General features: G+C 36.8%; 15 protein-coding genes. 6 read left to right on the top strand and 9 right to left on the bottom strand.

Annotated features, from left to right (window positions below):
- Nucleotides 1–25: 25 nt before the first annotated feature.
- Nucleotides 26–940: an alpha/beta hydrolase gene (locus KNQ97_RS18675; RefSeq protein ID WP_253612600.1), complete on the bottom strand. Its 915-nt coding sequence runs from the start codon at nucleotides 938–940 to the stop codon at nucleotides 26–28.
- A gap of 191 nt (nucleotides 941–1,131) precedes the next feature.
- Here KNQ97_RS18675 and KNQ97_RS18670 point away from each other — a divergent pair, with 191 nt between their 5' ends.
- The gene (locus tag KNQ97_RS18670) at nucleotides 1,132–2,157 is read left to right on the top strand and encodes an AraC family transcriptional regulator (protein WP_253612599.1); all 1,026 of its coding nucleotides are present in this window, start codon (nucleotides 1,132–1,134) and stop codon (nucleotides 2,155–2,157) included.
- Nucleotides 2,158–2,230: 73 nt separating this feature from the next.
- Here KNQ97_RS18670 and adeT1 read toward each other — a convergent pair whose 3' ends face one another.
- The 3 genes from adeT1 to adeR all read right to left on the bottom strand — a co-directional run bounded on the left by adeT1 (nucleotide 2,231) and on the right by adeR (nucleotide 5,198).
- Entirely contained in the window at nucleotides 2,231–3,226 is a 996-nt protein-coding gene (gene adeT1 / locus KNQ97_RS18665; RefSeq protein WP_000373596.1) for a putative multidrug efflux protein AdeT1, read from the bottom strand.
- A 123-nt stretch (nucleotides 3,227–3,349) separates the two neighbouring features.
- A complete protein-coding gene (gene adeS, locus KNQ97_RS18660; RefSeq protein WP_253612598.1) occupies nucleotides 3,350–4,423 on the bottom strand; it encodes a two-component sensor histidine kinase AdeS in 1,074 nt (357 codons plus the stop codon).
- 31 nt (nucleotides 4,424–4,454) lie between these two features.
- Nucleotides 4,455–5,198 (bottom strand): efflux system response regulator transcription factor AdeR, encoded by a 744-nt coding sequence (gene adeR, locus KNQ97_RS18655; protein ID WP_005131846.1) that lies wholly within the window; start codon nucleotides 5,196–5,198, stop codon nucleotides 4,455–4,457.
- Nucleotides 5,199–5,343: 145 nt separating this feature from the next.
- Between adeR and adeA the strand changes: the two genes are divergently transcribed.
- The gene (gene adeA / locus KNQ97_RS18650; RefSeq protein WP_253612597.1) at nucleotides 5,344–6,534 is read left to right on the top strand and encodes a multidrug efflux RND transporter periplasmic adaptor subunit AdeA; all 1,191 of its coding nucleotides are present in this window, start codon (nucleotides 5,344–5,346) and stop codon (nucleotides 6,532–6,534) included.
- Complete coding sequence (adeB, locus tag KNQ97_RS18645) at nucleotides 6,531–9,641, top strand: multidrug efflux RND transporter permease subunit AdeB (protein ID WP_253612596.1); 3,111 nt, start codon at nucleotides 6,531–6,533, stop codon at nucleotides 9,639–9,641. The genes adeA and adeB overlap by 4 nt, the downstream gene beginning before the upstream one ends.
- A 132-nt stretch (nucleotides 9,642–9,773) precedes the next feature.
- On the opposite strand, the gene KNQ97_RS18640 is transcribed toward adeB, so the two are convergent.
- From KNQ97_RS18640 to KNQ97_RS18620, 5 genes are all read right to left on the bottom strand, one after another.
- Complete coding sequence (locus KNQ97_RS18640; protein ID WP_253612595.1) at nucleotides 9,774–12,035, bottom strand: excinuclease ABC subunit UvrA; 2,262 nt, start codon at nucleotides 12,033–12,035, stop codon at nucleotides 9,774–9,776.
- 995 nt (nucleotides 12,036–13,030) lie between these two features.
- The gene (locus KNQ97_RS18635) at nucleotides 13,031–14,329 is read right to left on the bottom strand and encodes a carbohydrate porin (RefSeq protein WP_253612594.1); all 1,299 of its coding nucleotides are present in this window, start codon (nucleotides 14,327–14,329) and stop codon (nucleotides 13,031–13,033) included.
- A gap of 64 nt (nucleotides 14,330–14,393) precedes the next feature.
- Nucleotides 14,394–15,146 carry an alpha/beta hydrolase gene (locus tag KNQ97_RS18630; protein WP_253612593.1) on the bottom strand — a complete coding sequence of 251 codons (753 nt, stop codon included), beginning with the start codon at nucleotides 15,144–15,146 and terminating at the stop codon, nucleotides 14,394–14,396.
- On the bottom strand, nucleotides 15,146–15,646 hold the full coding sequence (locus KNQ97_RS18625; protein WP_253612592.1) for an RbsD/FucU domain-containing protein: 501 nt from the start codon (nucleotides 15,644–15,646) through the stop codon (nucleotides 15,146–15,148). Before KNQ97_RS18625 ends, KNQ97_RS18630 begins: the two co-directional genes overlap by 1 nt.
- A gap of 24 nt (nucleotides 15,647–15,670) precedes the next feature.
- Nucleotides 15,671–16,993: an MFS transporter gene (locus KNQ97_RS18620; RefSeq protein ID WP_253612591.1), complete on the bottom strand. Its 1,323-nt coding sequence runs from the start codon at nucleotides 16,991–16,993 to the stop codon at nucleotides 15,671–15,673.
- A 520-nt stretch (nucleotides 16,994–17,513) separates the two neighbouring features.
- Between KNQ97_RS18620 and KNQ97_RS18615 the strand changes: the two genes are divergently transcribed.
- The 3 genes from KNQ97_RS18615 to KNQ97_RS18605 form a co-directional block, all read left to right on the top strand.
- A complete protein-coding gene (locus KNQ97_RS18615; RefSeq protein ID WP_086376297.1) occupies nucleotides 17,514–18,992 on the top strand; it encodes an aldehyde dehydrogenase in 1,479 nt (492 codons plus the stop codon).
- Between the two features lie 55 nt (nucleotides 18,993–19,047).
- Nucleotides 19,048–20,088: a proline racemase family protein gene (locus KNQ97_RS18610; protein ID WP_253612590.1), complete on the top strand. Its 1,041-nt coding sequence runs from the start codon at nucleotides 19,048–19,050 to the stop codon at nucleotides 20,086–20,088.
- Between the two features lie 18 nt (nucleotides 20,089–20,106).
- Nucleotides 20,107–20,319: NAD(P)-binding protein (locus KNQ97_RS18605; RefSeq protein ID WP_253612589.1), on the top strand; the 213-nt coding region annotated here is incomplete at its 3' end.

Here is a 20,319-nt window from a genome sequence, read left to right as displayed (position 1 = left end):
TTTTCCAAATATTTTAAATTTACTGTTACTTGACTGGAACGATGCGTTTAAGAAAGTCGATCTGATCACGAACAACACGCTCAAAAGCTTCTCCAACGTAAATTTCAAAATGACCATCGGCGTAGTGCTTAATTTCATGATTGGGTGTATGGCTCGCATGACGCAATGTTGTTTTTGAGGGGGCAACAGAGTCGGTATCACAGACACAAAACAACACGGGCGCTTGAATACGTGATGTCTTACGGCCCGGGTAATAGCGTATGATGTCGAGTACAAAACGTGCAGCGACATAGTTTGGAATATTTGAATCTGAAGGCATGAGTGCGAGATAGCCTGAATAAGCATCAGGTGCATTCATTAATGCTGTATGTCCTAATGGTGCTGCAAGAGGTACCATGACTGGCTTGGCGCCGAGTATTGATCCAATCTTGTCTTTTAAAGCGAGTGCCGTGAGCTTGAGAGTCGTTATTGGATTCATTGCCATGCTAGATGAGAAACCATCAGTGAAGGGGCATTGTGATATAACAGCAGCAAGTCGGTTATCATCAGCAGCTGTTGCCAGCACATGGCCTCCACCAAAAGAAGTCCCCCATATAACTACGCGGTTTGGGTCAATTTTTTCTAGGCTACGGGCATAGGCAATGGCGGCTTTCCAGTCTTCAAGCTGACTTTTTATATCTAGTAATTGTCGAGGTTGTCCTTCGCTATCACCAAAATAGCGATAATCAAACACTAAACAAGCATAACCCTCTGCCACAAAGCGCTCTGCAAAAGCAGTTAAACGCATTCTTCGAGTACCACCCAGACCGTGTGCCATCACAATAATTGGTGTAGTGGCCTCGGTCGCTGGACGATATAAATAGGCGCTACATTTCATGCCATTTGAATTAAACTGAACATCAAGTGGCGCTTGGGGCACATTATTTAGACTTTTACCCATCGTATTTTTCTCAATATTGGCTATAACACAATTTTCTGAAAAATAATGAGATAGGGCTTGATGAAAGCTGCCATATTGCTTGACACTTTGCGCCAAAATTTGGATTGAGCAGGTATTTTTAGTTATTTGCTTTTGCTTGAAAGCTTTAAGTACACTAATTGATAATTGGCGCCAAATTAGAACTATACGAAATGAATGGATTGAATAAGCCGTTGTATAGAAGAAGGATTTCTGAAATCTATGTTCAGTTATTATTTGAATATCTGGAAAAACTAGGACATGACCCAGAAAAGGTGCTGGGTGAACCATGGCCTAAAGCAGCTTCAAATCATTTAGAAGGCGTAGATATCGATCATTGGGAAAGTCTTCTCATTATTGCCAAAGATTATTTAAATGACCCTTTCATTGGTTTACATGTGGGTCAAACCATTACAGCTCAGCATCTAGGTGTTTTAGGGTCAGTCTTTCTTGCCTGTGAAAATCTGGGGGCGGTTTTAGAAAGGTTTGAGCGATATCAGCGGCTTGTCTATGATGTTTATCCTGCCACTGTTCGTATTTATACTGAATATGTAGAGCTTTCATGGGATACAAAAGGTGAGCAAGTCGGCCCTTTATCGGACGAAACTGGCCGTACCGTTATAGTTCAGTTTTGCCGTAGCCTCATTAGAGGAAAAGAAAGGCTTAAAGAAATACATTTTATTCATGAACGGCCTGAAAATGTTCAGCCTTATGAGGAGTATTTTGGTTGTCCTGTGCTTTTTGAACAGCCTGTGGCACTGATGCGTTTTGATAAGGAAATCTTAAGTCTACCGCTTAAAAACTCCGACGCGGCCTTAGTTGCCATACTAGAAAAACATGCTGACAAGTTACTGGCAAGCCTGCCACATATTGATGAAATTACAGATCAAGTCCGTAAACAGATTGCTTACTTACTTCATCAAGGCGAACCCACTATTGAACAGCTTGCAGAGCGATTAAATTACTCACGTAGAACCTTACAACGCCGTTTAACCGAGGCAGGTACGAATTTTCGGAAAGAATTAAATACTGTCCGTTACGAATTGGCAAAATCGTATTTAAAAGATCTAAGGCTACAAATTGTAGAAATAGCCTTACTGTTAGGTTATGCCGAACACAGCCCATTTACACGGGCTTATAAAGAGTGGTCGGGTAAAACACCACAACAAGCTAGAGAAGAAATGAATGAATTAAGGTAGAACTTATACTATAGGTTCTACCTTTTAAGTCTATACAAATGCTTTAAAAAAGATATGCAGATGTTTTGAGTGTTCATTCATCGTTTAATGCACATTCAAAATTACTTGGGTTTTCTTTACATCTTACTTTTTTCAAAAAGTTCATCATTTTAGGGTCATAAATACCTGCTTTGGTTAGCTGTATACGTGCTTCGCGCATCATTTTCATATAGTTTAATTGTTCATTTTTCGGAATATCCATCCAATATTTTGAAGGAATATCACTTTCATATTTGGCAATAATACCAAACGTTCTATTGAGTTGGCTGGCTACCCAAGTTCGAGACTTTTGCCCAAAACCCGCAGGGAATTGGTCTTTACGTATAATAAAATTTGCTGAAATTTGAGTCAGAGGAAAACGAACAATTGCTCCTTTCTCACCTAAACCTTTGTAGAGTTCAAAAGGTTTAAACGCCACAATAGGAGCGGGCACAATATCAATTTCATGGTTATTAAATTTTGCACCAGCATTGGTAACGTCTACCGATACAGCCTGACCACCGACATGTTGAACAAGCTTTGGTTGGGCTTCATCGTATTTAAATACCCCAATTTTTTTACCGGCAGCCTTCGCGAGAGTATTTATACTTCTATCATTTACAAATAAATATGCAGGACCAATTGTGCCTAATCCTGCAATTTCATAAGGACCTACCACCATGTTTTTTGCGGCCATGGGTGAGGACAACAGCTTATAGGCATTAATCGCCGTTTTCATATTTGTTAATGCGCCAACCGCATCTAAAGATCCTGTATATTTATTAAACTGACGGCCACGTAAACCGCTAATAATAGCGCCATCACATTTTCCAACTTTCAAATCTTCAGCTGCCACGCGTTCATCAACATATGCTTTTAAAGATAGATCAGCTCCCCAATTTTTTGCTTCAAGTGCATAATCTTTGGCTAAAGCGAAAGCGTCTCCCGATTTACCAATGGGGTCAAACACACAGACGACTTGTTGTTTGGCATAAAGAGTTGTTGTTAAACATGTACTTGTAATAAGTAAAATAGCTTTAAAACGATCCATATCTAGTTATCCATTATTTAAATTATAAAAATTATTTTATAAATCTTGGTAAGGTTAGATATGGCATTTCAATAAAAATTTTAAGGTAAAAAGTCAAAAGAGAACTTAGGGTCAGGAGGTTATTTAGTTATTCATAGAAATTTTTATGGTGAAAACACTTTTCGAGCCTTGATTGCTATATTGAATAGTACCTTTCAGTGCCACAACAATTGCATGTACAACAGCAAGACCTAAACCTGTGCCGCCAAATTCTTTATTCCTTGATTCTTCTAATCTAAAGAAAGGCTTAAATAAATCGCCCTGGAACTCGGTTGCAATGCCGGGGCCTTCATCCTCAATTTTTAATATCCAGTTTTGTGATACCACTTCCGAGGAAATTTTAAGTTTGCCTGCATGTGAATAGCGTATAGCATTATCAATTAAAGCAATTAAAACTTGCTCAATACGACGGCGGTCGCAATATACAGGAGTGGACGTTAGGTCAAGTTCTGGTACTAGCTTAGCTTGATCCAAACGATCTTCAAATGCTTTAAGAACTTTTTCAACTACCGCCTTAAAGTCAAACAATTCATAATTTAACCGGAGTTGCTGGTTCTCTACTAAGCTTAAAGTCCGTAAGTCTTCGACTAAGTGAGATAAACTTTCAACTTGATTTAAAAGACTTTTAAATAGAACTTCATCAGGTTTAAAAACGCCATCAATAATTCCCTGTAAACGACCTTGTAATATCGTTATAGGCGTTCTTAACTCATGTGCGATGGCTGCATTCCAAACCTGCGCATTTTTGACGGAAACCTCTAGCTTTTGAGCCATATCATTAAAATTATATAAAAGCTCCGACATTTCGGCGGAGTGAATTCTATTATCGTAAGCTCTAGCAGAGAGGTCGCCGTGACTAATTTTTTTTGCTGCTTCGGCTAAGAAGTTAATTGGCACAATAAAACGCTTTGCGAGGCGCATGCCAATCACTAATGAAATAATACAGCCGCAAAAGATAACAGTAGCTAACCAGATCCAGTCTACAAAATGAAAACTGGTCCAATCTTCTTGTTGAAATGAGCTTAAACTAATCCAGCCTTTTTCAATCGCATAGTTATAAATCACATAACCCAGTACTACAGAAAATAGCGTAACGCTTAAATTCACAATAGTTAAGGCAATAAAAAGTTGCTTACTAATTCCTAACTTACTTTTCATAAAATATTCCCTAGCTATTTTTTAATATTATTTAGGCGTCATCTTTTATAGCTAGGGGATTATCTAGCCTATATCCCACGCCACGCACATTAATTAACATTTGAAATATGCCTTGTTCTTCTAGTTTTTTTCTCAGCTTACTTACATGGCTATCTACGGTTCGCTCTAGTGCATCGCTATCATTCATGCAGTGATTCATAAGTTCTCCGCGCGTAAAAACTTTATGAGGTTGGTCAATCATGAATGAAATAATTTTATATTCAGTTAGCGTCAGATTAAGCAAGATTTTCTTATTCTCAGAGTGTATATAAACGCTATGAGTGTCGGTATCAATTTCAATATTTTTATAGATTTTATTCTTATTAGTTGCTTTGTTTGCAAACTGAGTTCTTCTTAAGACTGCCTGAACTCTAGCGATGACTTCATTTGGGTTAAAAGGCTTCACCACAAAGTCATCTGCACCTATGCGTAATGCCATAACTTTATCAATATCTTGATCTAGCGCCGTCAGCATGATCACGGGAGTCTGAGCTTTTTGGCGTATTTTATTTAATACTTCCCAGCCGTTTAATTCGGGTAATTTAATATCAAGTAAGATTAAATCGATGGGTTGGCTAGCGTGCAATTCAATCGCTTGCTTTCCATTCATGGCCCGAATAACACTCATGCCTTCACGTTTTAAATAATTTTCAATAATGTCGCCAATATCGTAGTCATCTTCTACCACAAGAATAACTTTATCTTGGCAATCAAAAGAAAAAGAATGATCAAACATAGAAAATCTGGCTATAGAAAGTGCTTCAACTCATCATACGCTAAATTATCCGTATTTCTCCACACTTACTCCACACTTTAGTGATTATCCCTACACACTCATCAAAAATAATACGAACATCAAAAACTCACTAGGTTTGGACAGTATGCAAAAGCATCTTTTACTTCCTTTATTTTTATCTATTGGGCTGATATTACAGGGGTGTGATTCAAAAGAAGTCGCTCAAGCTGAGCCACCACCGGCTAAAGTCAGTGTATTAAGCATTCAACCGCAATCGGTAAATTTTAGTGAAAATCTTCCTGCACGTGTACATGCGTTCCGTACGGCGGAAATCCGTCCGCAAGTCGGAGGTATCATTGAAAAGGTTTTATTTAAACAGGGTAGTGAAGTTAGAGCAGGGCAAGCTTTATATAAAATTAATTCAGAAACTTTTGAGGCAGATGTAAATAGTAATCGGGCTTCCCTAAATAAGGCTGAAGCTGAGGTGGCAAGACTCAAAGTTCAGTTAGAACGTTATGAGCAGCTTTTACCAAGTAATGCAATTAGTAAGCAAGAAGTAAGTAATGCTCAAGCTCAGTATCGTCAGGCTCTAGCCGATGTCGCTCAAATGAAAGCATTGCTGGCCAGACAAAACTTGAATCTGCAATATGCAACAGTTCGAGCGCCTATTTCTGGGCGTATTGGGCAATCTTTTGTCACTGAAGGTGCATTGGTCGGTCAGGGCGATACCAATACGATGGCAACTATTCAACAGATTGATAAAGTCTATGTTGATGTTAAGCAATCAGTTAGTGAGTATGAACGCCTACAAGCTGCGCTACAAAGCGGTGAACTATCAGCAAATAGTGACAAAACCGTTCGTATTACCAATAGCTACGGGCAACCTTATAACGTCACAGCAAAAATGTTGTTTGAAGATATTAATGTTGACCCGGAAACGGGCGATGTCACATTCCGTATTGAAGTTAATAACACTGAACGAAAATTACTTCCGGGCATGTATGTGCGTGTCAATATTGATCGTGCTTCTATTCCTCAAGCGCTATTGGTTCCGGCGCAAGCGATCCAACGTAATATCAGTGGCGAGCCTCAGGTATATGTCATCAATGCCCAAGGTACAGCGGAAATTCGTCCTATCGAAATTGGACAGCAATATGAGCAGTTCTATATCGCTAACAAAGGCTTGAAAGTCGGTGACAAAGTCGTTGTTGAAGGTATTGAACGTATTAAGCCAAATCAAAAATTGGCATTGGCAGCATGGAAAGCACCAGCCGTGGCAAATCATGCTTCAAGTGTAGAAACCAAAACTTCTATAACTGAGGGGGCGCAACCATGATGTCACAATTTTTTATTCGTCGTCCCGTTTTTGCTTGGGTTATCGCGATCTTTATTATTATATTTGGATTGCTGAGTATTCCTAAACTGCCAATTGCACGTTTTCCAAGTGTGGCCCCGCCACAGGTGAATATTAGTGCGGTTTATCCTGGTGCTACAGCTAAAACCATTAACGATAGCGTTGTAACCTTAATTGAGCGCGAATTATCGGGTGTAAAAAATCTACTCTACTATAGTGCGACAACAGATACCTCCGGTACAGCAGAGATTACCGCTACGTTTAAACCGGGCACAGATGTGGAAATGGCTCAGGTCGACGTTCAAAATAAAATCAAGGCTGTAGAAGCTCGCTTGCCGCAAGTCGTACGTCAGCAAGGCTTACAGGTTGAAGCTTCATCGTCCGGATTTTTAATGCTGGTCGGGATTAACTCTCCAAATAATCAATATTCCGAAGTTGATTTGAGTGATTATTTGGTTCGAAATGTTGTAGAAGAGCTAAAACGTGTCGAAGGTGTAGGGAAGGTTCAATCTTTCGGTGCCGAGAAAGCTATGCGTGTTTGGGTCGACCCGAATAAGCTTGTTTCTTACGGTTTATCGATTAGTGATGTGAATAATGCCATTCGTGAAAATAATGTCGAAATTGCACCCGTCCGACTTGGTGATTTACCAGCTGAAAAAGGCCAGCTCATTACTATTCCATTGTCTGCTCAAGGGCAATTGTCTAGTCTTGAGCAATTTAAAAATATCAGCTTAAAAAGTAAAACTAACGGTAGCGTAATTAAATTATCTGATGTTGCCAATGTAGAAATAGGTTCACAAGCATATAACTTTGCCATTTTGGAAAATGGTAAGCCTGCTACCGCGGCTGCAATTCAATTAAGCCCGGGAGCTAACGCCGTGAAAACTGCCGAAGGTGTTCGAGCAAAAATTGAAGAATTGAAGCTAAATTTACCGGAAGGCATGGAATTTAGTATTCCTTACGACACCGCGCCGTTTGTCAAAATTTCAATTGAAAAGGTAATTCATACATTACTTGAAGCCATGGTTCTGGTTTTCATTGTGATGTATCTATTTTTACATAATGTCCGCTATACGCTTATTCCAGCGATTGTGGCGCCTATTGCCTTACTCGGTACTTTTACCGTGATGTTGCTTGCCGGCTTTTCAATTAACGTACTCACCATGTTCGGTATGGTACTTGCCATCGGGATTATTGTCGACGATGCCATTGTCGTGGTTGAAAACGTCGAAAGGATTATGGCGACAGAAGGATTAAATCCTAAAGATGCAACCTCTAAAGCAATGAAAGAGATTACCAGCCCGATTATTGGTATTACGCTGGTCTTGGCTGCAGTATTTTTACCTATGGCATTTGCGAGTGGTTCTGTAGGGGTAATCTATAAACAATTTACCTTGACCATGTCGGTATCTATTTTATTTTCAGCGCTATTGGCACTTATTTTAACACCGGCACTTTGTGCCACGATTTTAAAACCAATCGATGGGCATCATCAGAAGAAGGGCTTCTTTGCATGGTTTGACCGTAGTTTCGATAAAGTCACTAAAAAGTATGAATTGATGCTGCTTAAAATCATCAAACATACAGTTCCAATGATGGTGATCTTTTTAGTAATTACCGGTATTACCTTTGCCGGAATGAAATATTGGCCAACAGCATTTATGCCAGAGGAAGATCAAGGTTGGTTCATGACTTCGTTCCAACTACCTTCAGATGCAACCGCAGAGCGTACTCGGAATGTAGTCAATCAATTTGAAAATAATTTGAAAGATAATCCCGATGTAAAAAGTAATACTACCATTTTGGGATGGGGTTTCAGTGGCGCAGGCCAAAACGTAGCTGTGGCTTTTACGACACTTAAAGACTTCAAAGAGCGGACTAGCTCTGCATCCAAGATGACAAGCGACGTTAATACTTCCATGGCGAATAGTACGGAAGGTGAGACCATGGCCGTATTACCACCCGCTATTGATGAGTTAGGTACTTTTTCAGGTTTCAGTTTACGTTTACAAGACCGTGCTAACTTAGGTATGCCTGCTTTACTGGCTGCTCAAGATGAACTTATGGCAATGGCAGCCAAGAATAAAAAGTTCTATATGGTTTGGAATGAAGGGTTGCCACAAGGTGACAATATTTCTTTAAAAATTGACCGTGAAAAGCTTAGTGCACTTGGTGTTAAGTTTTCTGATGTTTCAGACATCATTTCTACATCAATGGGTTCAATGTATATCAATGACTTCCCTAATCAAGGACGTATGCAACAAGTCATTGTACAAGTTGAGGCTAAATCACGTATGCAATTGAAAGATATATTGAATCTGAAAGTCATGGGTTCAAGCGGTCAATTAGTCTCGTTATCAGAAGTTGTAACGCCACAATGGAATAAGGCACCACAACAATATAATCGTTATAACGGACGACCATCTTTGAGTATTGCTGGTATTCCTAACTTCGATACGTCATCGGGTGAAGCAATGCGTGAAATGGAACAGCTGATTGCGAAATTACCGAAAGGTATTGGCTACGAGTGGACAGGTATTTCCTTACAGGAAAAGCAGTCTGAATCACAAATGGCCTTTTTACTTGGTTTATCCATGTTAGTTGTCTTCCTTGTATTGGCTGCACTCTATGAAAGCTGGGCAATTCCACTTTCTGTGATGCTGGTTGTGCCACTCGGTATTTTTGGAGCAATCATTGCCATTATGTCTAGAGGGTTAATGAATGATGTGTTCTTCAAAATCGGGCTAATTACCATTATTGGTCTATCGGCAAAGAATGCGATTTTGATTGTTGAATTTGCGAAAATGCTGAAAGAAGAAGGTATGAGTTTGATTGAAGCCACTGTTGCCGCAGCCAAACTTCGCTTACGGCCAATTCTGATGACATCACTTGCATTTACGTGTGGTGTAATTCCTTTGGTGATTGCCTCAGGTGCAAGTTCAGAAACTCAACATGCTTTAGGCACAGGGGTTTTTGGTGGCATGATTTCAGCAACCATTCTGGCTATTTTCTTTGTTCCCGTGTTTTTTATCTTCATTCTGGGTGCAGTAGAAAAGCTATTTTCCTCTAAGAAAAAAATCTCATCTTAAGTTCAATGTATCAGGGGAAATACTCAATTTCCTCTGATGCATTTTTACTGATCTGAATGAGAGAATATTACTAACTAATTATAGTCTTTGGGGTTTTAAATTTATATAAAAAGTCAGACTAGCCTATATTTTTTACAGCTCTAAATATTTTTTCAAATAATAACCTGTTAAAGATTTTTCTGCTGAAAGCAAACCGCTAACAGTTCCTGAGAATACCAATTCACCACCTTTGTCACCCGCCAAAGGACCAATATCAACAATCCAGTCGGCTTGACTTATGATGTCTAAGTTGTGTTCAATCACAATGATTGTGTTGCCTTTCTCAACTAAGTTATTTAATAAACTAATTAGTTTTTCAGTATCAGAAGGGTGTAGACCTGTACTCGGTTCATCCAATACAAAAATATTATCTGTTTCATTAATTTGTTTTGTGAGTTTTAACCTTTGACGCTCACCACCCGAAAATGTATTTAAGCGTTGGCCGATTGCAATGTAGTCTAGCCCCAAACTCATCAAAGAATTAAATTGTTGCTGTAAAATTCGATCTTCAAAAAAGTTGCTTGCTTCTGCAACCGTCATTTTTAAAATTTCAGCAATATTTTTATCTTTATAAAGATATTTTAAAACTTCAGGTGCATATCCAGAACCATGACAAACATCACATGTCATTTCAATATCATCTAAAAATGCAAGTTCTATTCTTTCGATACCAGATCCTTTACATTGAGGGCAAGCACCTTCACTATTAAAACTAAAGAGCTTGGCACTTACTTTATTTGTTTTTGCAAATAGCTGACGAATCGGATCAAGAAGGTCAAGATAGGTCAATAAATTTGAGCGAATACTTGCAGTAATTGCAGATTGATCAACAACTTTTGTTTCAGGATATTGTTGTGGTAATACTTTACTTATTAAGGTGCTTTTTCCTGAACCAGCGACTCCTGTAATAACGGTTAGACAGTTCTTAGGAATGTCGACATCAATATTTTTTAAATTGAATAAATGAGCATTTTTAATTGAAATCCATTCATTGCCCATACGTGGTTCTTTTTTATAGGTATTCGGCCTTCTAAAAAACGCACCTGTTAAACCTGATGAATTTTTTAATTCTTCAAAAGTTCCTTGGTAAATAATTTCGCCGCCGTTGATACCAGAAAGAGGCCCCATATCAATGACATGATCAGCTGTTCTAATAAGATCAGGATCATGTTCAACCAATAAAACACTATTTCCCTTATCTCTAATTTTTTGAATAATTTTAATAATATTATCTAAATCTTTGGGGTGCAGGCCAATACTTGGTTCATCAAAAATATAGAGTAGGTCAACCAGACTATTACCCAAATGTTTAACCATTTTAATTCGTTGTGGTTCTCCTCCCGACAATGTATTGCTGACACGGTTAAGGTTTAAATAGCTAAGTCCAACGAGATTTAAGTTATTGAGTTTATTTTTTATTTCGTGCAAAACGGTTTCAAATTTTTCACTTTTTATCGATTCGAGAAACTCTAAAAGCCTTGATACGGATAGGGCCGTACATTCCGCAATATTTTTACCGTTAATCTTACAAGATAAGGATTTTTGATTTAGCCGTTGTCCCTTACATAAGGAGCATTCTTTGATTGTAATAATTCGCTCAAGTTTATTTCTATAACGATTTCTTTCCTGTGCTTCACCTTTTAAAAAGTTACGCTCAAATCTGGGAATTAGTCCTTCATAAAGTGCGGTTTTTCTCCATTTACTTGTCGGGTTTAAAGGCTTGTGCTGAGGAGCATACAAAAATAAGTCCCATTCTTTTTCACTATAATCTTTTAATTTTTTATCTAAATCAAAGTAACCTGAATCTGCATATCGCGTCCAACGCCATGCTGTAGGTTGATAAGTAGGGAAGTCTATAGCACCTTCTTCATTTAAGGATTTATCTAAATCTAATATTTTGTAAATATCAATTGTTTGCTCGATTCCAATACCTTCGCATTGTGGACACATGCCATTTGGGTGATTAAAAGAAAAGACATTGGAGTATCCAACAAACGGCTCACCCATACGTGAAAATAACAAGCGAAGATTGGCATAAATATCTGTAATTGTTGCAACAGTTGAGCGAATATTGCCCGTTAAAGGTTTTTGATTAATAATCACAGGTACATTTAAATTTTCAATTTTATCAACGTCAGTAACACCAAAATGTTGCAAGCGATTACGTACAAAACTATCTTGAGTTTCATTAATTTGTCTTTGAGCTTCTGCGCCAATAGTCTCGAAAACTAAAGAAGATTTACCTGAACCAGAGACTCCAGTAAAGACAACGATTTTATGTTTAGGAATCTTCAATGAAATATTTTTAAGGTTATTTTGTCTGGCACCATAAATATTTATTGTTCTTTTAGTCATGTGTGATCACTTGAAATCAAAGATTTAGCGTAAAGATAAGGTAAAATTGATGAGAAGGATGTATATGTTTCTTAAGAAAATAGTTTAAATATTTAACTTATAAGCCTTTTCCATATATCAATAAGGGCACTGAAGAACAAGTTTTATAAATAAACACATTGTATAAAGTTCATGTTGTCAGATTTTGCTATCAGATTAAATTAGATTAATAGGGTTAAGGTTGACCCAAACAAGTAATAGAGAATTTCTTAAATTTGTTATGAATTAAATTAAATAAAGTTTTGCTGAACATATACCTAATCAATTTGTGGTGGATTACAGTAAAGGTCAAATGTAGCTAGAGCAACAATACAGAGTAGCAAAGCCTTATATATGGTAGGTTTCCAAATCTTTTACTTAACTTATGTTCACCTAGAATCTAATTCACAATCAAATTTATTTTTAATAAGCAATTAAATTAATTACTTAGAGTGTTAAAATAATAACTTATAAAATATTTGGTTCATGAACCTAGCTATGAATGCATATTTTCCTACTAAAAAGATCTTAAGAATAGACTAAATTTGTCTAGGAGAGTGGTGGCAGCCCACCACTGACTAATAGGTGTCTACAAAATCAATGGCTATTTTTTGGCAGCATAAAAATAACGCAAGAAGGCTTAGAACCTCTCAATCTATTTTAATGTAATGTAAAAACTCTGAACACATGTGCTTTTCCCATCCTTAATCAGTACTTTTAGGAATTTAGTCTTGTTGATATTTGTATTAAATGCACAATCAAAAAATTAAAGAAAGCAATTTTATCTATTCTTTATTTTATTTATAATATTATTTTTTTATATCCAAAAGATTTATAAGATTATTAATATTTTACTTATTATTGATAATAAATAAATTTTATGCATTCATACACTAAGATATAATATTCTTATGTGCATTTGATAATTTATTAATGACCATCTTACTTGAAAGATGGTCTTAATAAATCTTTACTTTTTATAATGCAACACTAACTTTTAGGCCAGCTACTACTGCATCTTCGGTTTCTTTAACGCCCCCTGGGTTTTTTATATATTGAATATTGGGGCGTATAACAATTCCATTTTGCAAATTTACACCATAAAAAAGCTCAGTTGATATTTCATAATTCTGAACTGGAACCGAGAAGTTATGTATTATATTTTGAAGTTCAATATTTTTTTTATAGTCAGAATTTACTCCTATTCGTCCGATAGCAATGCCAAAAATATCTTGTGGACGTTGCTGAAAGAGCCCTTTTCCCAACAAACCAATATTAACTGAGTTGCCAATATAACTTGTATCTTTATCATTATAATGTACTTGTGAAAAGAGCTCTAATGGACGCGCATTGTCCGAGTATAAATTAACAATATTCCTTTGATACATTGCCCAGAAACCATACCTTTGTTCGTGTTCCTTCGCGCTTAAATGAGTACGAGCTTTCGGATTACCTTGGATATCTTTATAGACATCATCAGCATTTGCAGTTGAAAAATATCCCCCTAAACGAAGCTTGCTATCTGCTTCTTTATTCTGGTAAACAAACTCTAAGGGTATAATTATCCCTTTAGAACCCGAAGTACTGATTTTAAATGCATTATCATTTTCTTGTAATGTAGGGTTTTGTTCAAATATAGCTGTTTGCGCAGTTAAGCTATCTGTTAATTTGTACCTTGCTTGAATGGCCCATTGGCTTACAGGAAAGTTGTAAATTAAAGAACCAGTATTTGACCCCGAGCTATTTCCACAAAACAATAAGTTTTGGAATTCACAACTAAATTCTCCAAACTCCCCAAAACCAAAACGGCCTACCCGTAGATTGAGTTTATTATCCATAAATGTTTGTCTGTAGGATAATTCTGCTAAACGTGTAATTGAACCTCGTCCCCAGACTTCTTGTACTGAAGTAAGTTGTCCGCCCTCAGGGTTAATTATTCTTGTATTTGTAATATCTTGTCCATTTCGATTAGTCAAAATAATTTTTAAATGTGCATTAGGAATATTTATAATTTTTTGAAGGTCAAAGTCTGCACCTAAAAGTATTTCATTTGCATATTCTAACTTCATGTCAGTATTGTATCCTCCAGAAACGTTGTAACCGAGTTCGTGCATATAATTACCAATAATTTGCACACCATTTTCTTGTAATTGAGATCTTTTTCCATCCCAATCATGGGTCAGATTGTTTGTATAAGAGGCGTCTTGTGCAAATACATCAAAGCTGAGTGCAATTGTACAAATCGTGAATCCTTTCATTAATACTTTTTTTGACATCAGTATTACCTACATTAATAATATTTATTAAAATCAGGTTGTATTTACAACCTGATATATCCCTTTAAATTGAATGACGAATAAATTGAACAATTTTTTCCGCAACTTCACGATGGCTTTTATCATTAGGAATATCGTGATATCCCTTGGGGATAATTGTATATTTAGCATTCGGAAATAATTCTGCCCATTTTTGAGCAACTGTTGGGGGGGCAAAGCAATCGAATTCACCGTTAATCAGTAAAACAGGAGGCTTAAATTCTTTAACTTGCTTATAAAATACGGATTTTTTAGCAGAAATTTGTTGCCATAAATTATCAAGGGCTAAATCAGTATTAAATTTAAGAGCATCATTTTCGATTTCATCTAAGTAGAATTGATCTTTAGACATAATCAATTCAAGACTCGGATCTAGTTCAGGTAGACCTTCATAAGGCGTACCTAAAGCAACTAAAGCTTTAATTTTATCTGGATGATTTAAACAAAAATTTGTTCCAGTTATACCGCCTAGAGAATGTCCAATCACTGCAATTGGAAGATTAGGTTGTGCTTCTTTAATTACATTATAAAGCTCTTCTAAGTTACTACTTAGCTCATCAACAGATTCAAAGAATCCATTTTTGCCATAACTTAGACCGTGACCTACATGATCAATACCCCATACGTTAATATTATTTATTGCTAAATAATTAGCTAAACGATGATAATGACCTGTATGCTCACCATAACCATGGATCAAGATGGCAATAGCATTAGGCTGAGGGGAGGACCAGTGTCGATAAAAACATTGTCCATATTTTCCTTGTAAATATGGCATTATGCTTCTCCATTTTGTTTCTTACGTAAATCATCTAACCAATTAGGATTAACCATCCATTCCACGGGAATCACAGGGCTCGGATAGCCTGCGATTAAAATTACATTGCTATGGACGCCATAATCGCCAGTCTGGATAAATGCTTTGCAACGATCACGTAAATCATAAAATTCAGGTAAATAACGTAATTCGTGTAAATTATCTTCGCCTGTTAATTTTTTAATATTTTCATATGCCAATGTATTTGCAGTTTTCATATTCTCGGTTACAAAAGCACCTTCAAAGTCTCCAACCTCCCACAATACATTCATAACCTGTTCAACTGTTGGGACGTTTGAACTCACAGCAATATCTATAATTTCAACTTTATCGCTCAATGGAACAAGACTTTGTGAAGTTGTACCACTACCTGCATCAGCTATATAAACCATTTCACCATGGCGAAGAGTACTGACCAGTGCGGCTAAGCGTTCATTTAAAAGACGATTTTTCATAGACATGTAAATTTCCTTTTTTAGTTGGAGTTAAGAGATTGATTTTGCAGATGCTAATTTTTGTGCATCAACTTTGGTACCAGCAGTTTCCCGCATAGTAAGCACAGTGATCACACCGATTAACGATGTAACGAATACAATTAATGCAGGGGACATGGGTGATTGTGTAATTTTGATTAGATAGGTTGCAACATAAGCTGCACTACCGCCAAATATTGCAACAGAAAGATTAAATCCAATTGAAAAGCCTGCATAACGAACACGAGTTGGGAAAATTTCTACTAAAGCAGCACCTGAGGCAGACATAAATATTGCTAAACCAATTGCCAAAGTAGCCTGTCCGAGTACAATTAAAGAGAAAATTCCAGTACTAAATACAAGAAAAACTGGATAAATTAGTAAAACAGACAAAATAGAACCTAATAAAAGAATAGGTTTGCGTCCAACCCGATCAGAAAGTTTAGCGAAAGTAAAAATAGTAATAGATGCCGTTACTAAACAAATTACATTTGATATAGAAGCTTGAAGAAATGTTAGATTTAATTCATTAACTAAATACGCTTGTATATAGACAAAAATGAAGTAGAAAACAGCTCCTTGCAAAGCCATACATCCAGCAGTTTGCAAGATTTCTTTCCAATGATATTTTAATGCTTCTTTAACTGGAGCTTGGCAAACATCATTCGCTTCTTCTAAAGCCTTGAATTCAGCTGTATCCTCCATTTTTGTACGTATCCAATAGGCAACGATACCTAATAAACCTGCTATTAAAAAGGGAATTCTCCAGCCCCAAGCCTGTAAATTTTCGGTAGAAATAATTGAGGTTAGAATCAAAATGAAAGCTGCTGCTGAGGCATTAGCAAGATAACTAGAGCAGTGCCAATAAGAAACAGTATGTGCTTTTTTCCCCACTTTTGCTGATTCTACTAAGTAGGTTGCAGCTCCTCCAGGTTCGCCACCGGCGGCAAATCCTTGTAGCATCCGCAAAATAATCATCAAAATAGGAGAAATAAGCCCGATCTCTGCATAGGAAGGTAATAAGCCAATTGCAAAGGTTGAACCAGACATCAGTAAAATAACAGTAGTTAAAATTTTCTTACGGCCATATTTATCACCAAGCTGGCCAAAGACAAAGGCTCCTAAAGGGTTCATTAAAAATGAAATTCCAAAAGCGCCAAATGTTGCGAGTAATGCTGTGGTTTTGTCCGTGTCAGGAAAAAAGACATTACTGAGAATAACAGCTAGAAAACCATAAGATGCGTATTCAAACCAAGTAATAAAATTTCCGATAGCAGCAGCAATAATGCCTTTGCGTAAAGACTTACTTTCTACGGAGGAGGTCTTTGAACCCATAACTAATCCCTCGGGTCAATATTATTCTAAAATAGAGTTATTTGATGTAAACGTTTACATTTTGTGATCTAAAAAAACTGAACAATGAGGATCAGTTTTTAAAATATCAGTGCAAACTCTATGCCATTTTCATTTTATGATTTGTATTGAGAACTCTATGATCAAACAGGGAATAAAATAAATATTAGATCTTATTCATACTAGTTTGATAAATCCTTGAGTAACTTTCATTCAATACACTTATTTAAAGTAGCATTAAAAATATACAATGCAAGAGGGGAGTAAATTTTTTCAAATTTTAAATTTTATAAGAACACAAATAAAAACAGTAGGATAGATAAAAATTATTTTTTAATTAGACTTTAGTCGAAATAAAAAATAATTTCTATTAAATTTTAATAAAAATAATAATTTAAGGTGAATTTTTTAAATTTAATATATTTTTTAAAACTATTTTTTTTATTGACTTTTTATCTTGATTGGTACTTAATGTAAACGTTTACATTTGGAGTGTATCAAGATGCGTGAGTATCAAAACTGGATTAATGGACAATCTTCTGCGCCATCAACTTCTGAATATATCGTGAGAACTTCTCCAGCAGATGGTACTGCTTTAGCTAAGTTTCCACGTAGTGGACAAGAGGATGTCGATATTGCAGTAGCTAAAGCTCAGGAATTACATCTTTCTGGTCAATGGTCAAATTTAGCAGCCTCAGAGCGCGCAAAACTACTTAATAAATTCGCAGATTTAATTGAAAAGAATTCTGAAAGTTTGGCAAAAATTGAAGCTGAAGAAGTAGGGAAGCCAATATTTTATGCCAGAGGCGAAATTCTATGGGCTGCTGAATTAGTTAAGTTCGCTGCTTCTTTAGCATGGCAAATTCCAGGTGAGGCACACACACATTTAGGTGAAAACAAACTAGGTTTAGTTACACGTGAAGCTCGTGGTGTAGTAGGTCTTATTGTTCCTTGGAACTTCCCATTAGTATGTCTTTTCCAAAAACTTCCCTATGCATTAGCTGCAGGATGTCCAGTTGTTATCAAACCTTCTGAATTTACATCGGGAACAGCTTTAGAAGTTGCAAAACTTGCTAAAGAAGCAGGCTTGCCTGATGGTTTGATCAATATTGTTTGTGGTCGTGGTTCTATTATTGGCGATGCTTTAACCCGTCATCCAGATGTAAAAATGATTTCATTTACTGGCTCTACTGGTGTTGGTAAAACAATCGCACGTTTGGCAGCAGATGACATGACTCGTGTAGCACTTGAACTAGGTGGGAAAGCGGCTAATGTCGTATTTGCAGATGCTGATTTTGATGCAGCTCTAGATGGTGTTTTATTTGGTGTAATGCTAAATCAAGGTGAAGAATGTGTTGCTGGTACGCGTCTAATCATTGAGGAATCTATCGCAGATTCTTTTGTTGAAAAATTAGTTGAACGCGCGAAAAAACTTACCATTGGTCATCCACTTGATGAAAATACTCAAATTGGCCCATTAATTCATCAACAGCACTTTAACAAAGTACTTGAATACATCGAAATTGGCAAAAAAGAAGGCGCTAAGCTTGTATTAGATGGCTCTAAACCTGAAGGTGAAAATCTTAATGATGGTTATTATGTTGGGCCAACAATTTTTACCAATGTAAAACGTACAGATCGTATTTTTCAAGAAGAAATTTTTGGACCTGTACTTACCGTGACAACCTTTAATTCAATTGAAGAAGCTGTTGATCTGGCTAATGATGTTGAATATGGCTTAGGTAATGGTCTTTGGACTAAAGATATTGATAAAGCTATCAATGTTTCTAAGCAACTTCAAAGTGGTACTGTGTATGTAAATACTTACTTAGAAGGAGCTGCACAATTACCATTTGGTGGATATAAACAAAGTGGTTATGGTCGTGAGAATGGTGTAGACGCTTTACTTGAATATATGGAAGTAAAATCTACATTTATTAAACTTGGCGTACGTACACCAGTTTTACCAAATACATTGTAATTGTTTTAATGAACAGGGACGTTCATTGCTTTAAAACTGGGATAGCAGGTATTACATGAACTTTAAACGAATGATTAATGTTGTAGGTGCTCATGCAGGCGGTGAGCGTAATGATGTGATTACTGGTGGTGTGCTCGACGTACCAGGTCAAACAATGTTTGACAAAATGACATACCTACAAGAGCAGAAGGATGAAATTCGTAAACTCATTCTGCAAGAGCCTCGTGGTAATGTAACTCAGTGCGTTAATTTGGTTTTACCGTCTAATCATCCTAATGCAGATGCTGGCTTTGTGATTATGGAATCGGAATATTACGTTCCGATGTCGGGCACAAATACCATTTGTACTGTAACAGTGCTTCTTGAGACTGGCATGATTCCGATGGTTGAGCCAATTACGAGGTTTACTTTGGAAGCACCGGGTGGGCTCGTGGGAATCGAAGCTCGTTGTGAAAATGGTAAATGTATTGACGTTAAATTTAAAAATGTTCCATGCTTTGTTTTTGGTCTCGATAAATTTGTTGAGGTTGAAGGTTTAGGCACAGTTAAAGTTGATGTTTCATATGGTGGAATGATTTATGCCATCATAGATGCAGAATCAGTTGGCTTTAATCTTACTCCTGACGAAGCTGCAGATTTAGTTGAAGTGGGTGAGCGAATTAAAAAAGCGGCAGCACAACAAGTTCCTGCTATTCATCCAGAGCAACCGTTAATTCATACTATTAATCAGACCTTATTTGCTGGTGAGATCTCAACAAATAATGAAGGTTTAAAAACTGCAAAGAATGCAGTGATTGTATCACCAGGACGTTTAGATCGTTCACCATGTGGTACAGGGACAAGTGCTAGATTAGCTGTAATGCATGCAAGAGGACAAATTGGCTTAAATGAAAAGTTTGTTCATGAGTCTGTAATTGGCAGTAAATTTACTGGAATTATTGAAGAAATTGGTTCTATTGCTGGCCAAACGAGTATTACTCCATCAATCACAGGTAGCGCTTGGATTACAGGTTTTTATCAACATGTATTGGATGCAAGTGATCCATTCCCAGAAGGTTTTACTCTTGGGGATACATGGAAGAAAGAACGTAATTAATTGATATGGATGTTTAAAATGCGCGACATATATGGAAGAACAGTACAATCAGCATATGACTATGTTGTGGTTGGTTCAGGATCAGCAGGAAGCGTTATCGCTGCACGTTTAGCTGAAGACAAAGATGTCAATGTCCTGCTCCTTGAAGCAGGTCCGGTTGACGATAGTTTATATATTCGCATGCCAGCTGCCTTGGGTTTCCCTCTTACAGATGACCGTTTCAACTGGTAC

This window comes from Acinetobacter sp. UC24323 (assembly GCF_024151445.1).
GTDB lineage: Bacteria > Pseudomonadota > Gammaproteobacteria > Pseudomonadales > Moraxellaceae > Acinetobacter > Acinetobacter baumannii.
The sequence above is the reverse complement of the archived record's forward strand: the minus strand, read 5'-3'. Positions and strand labels throughout refer to the sequence as shown.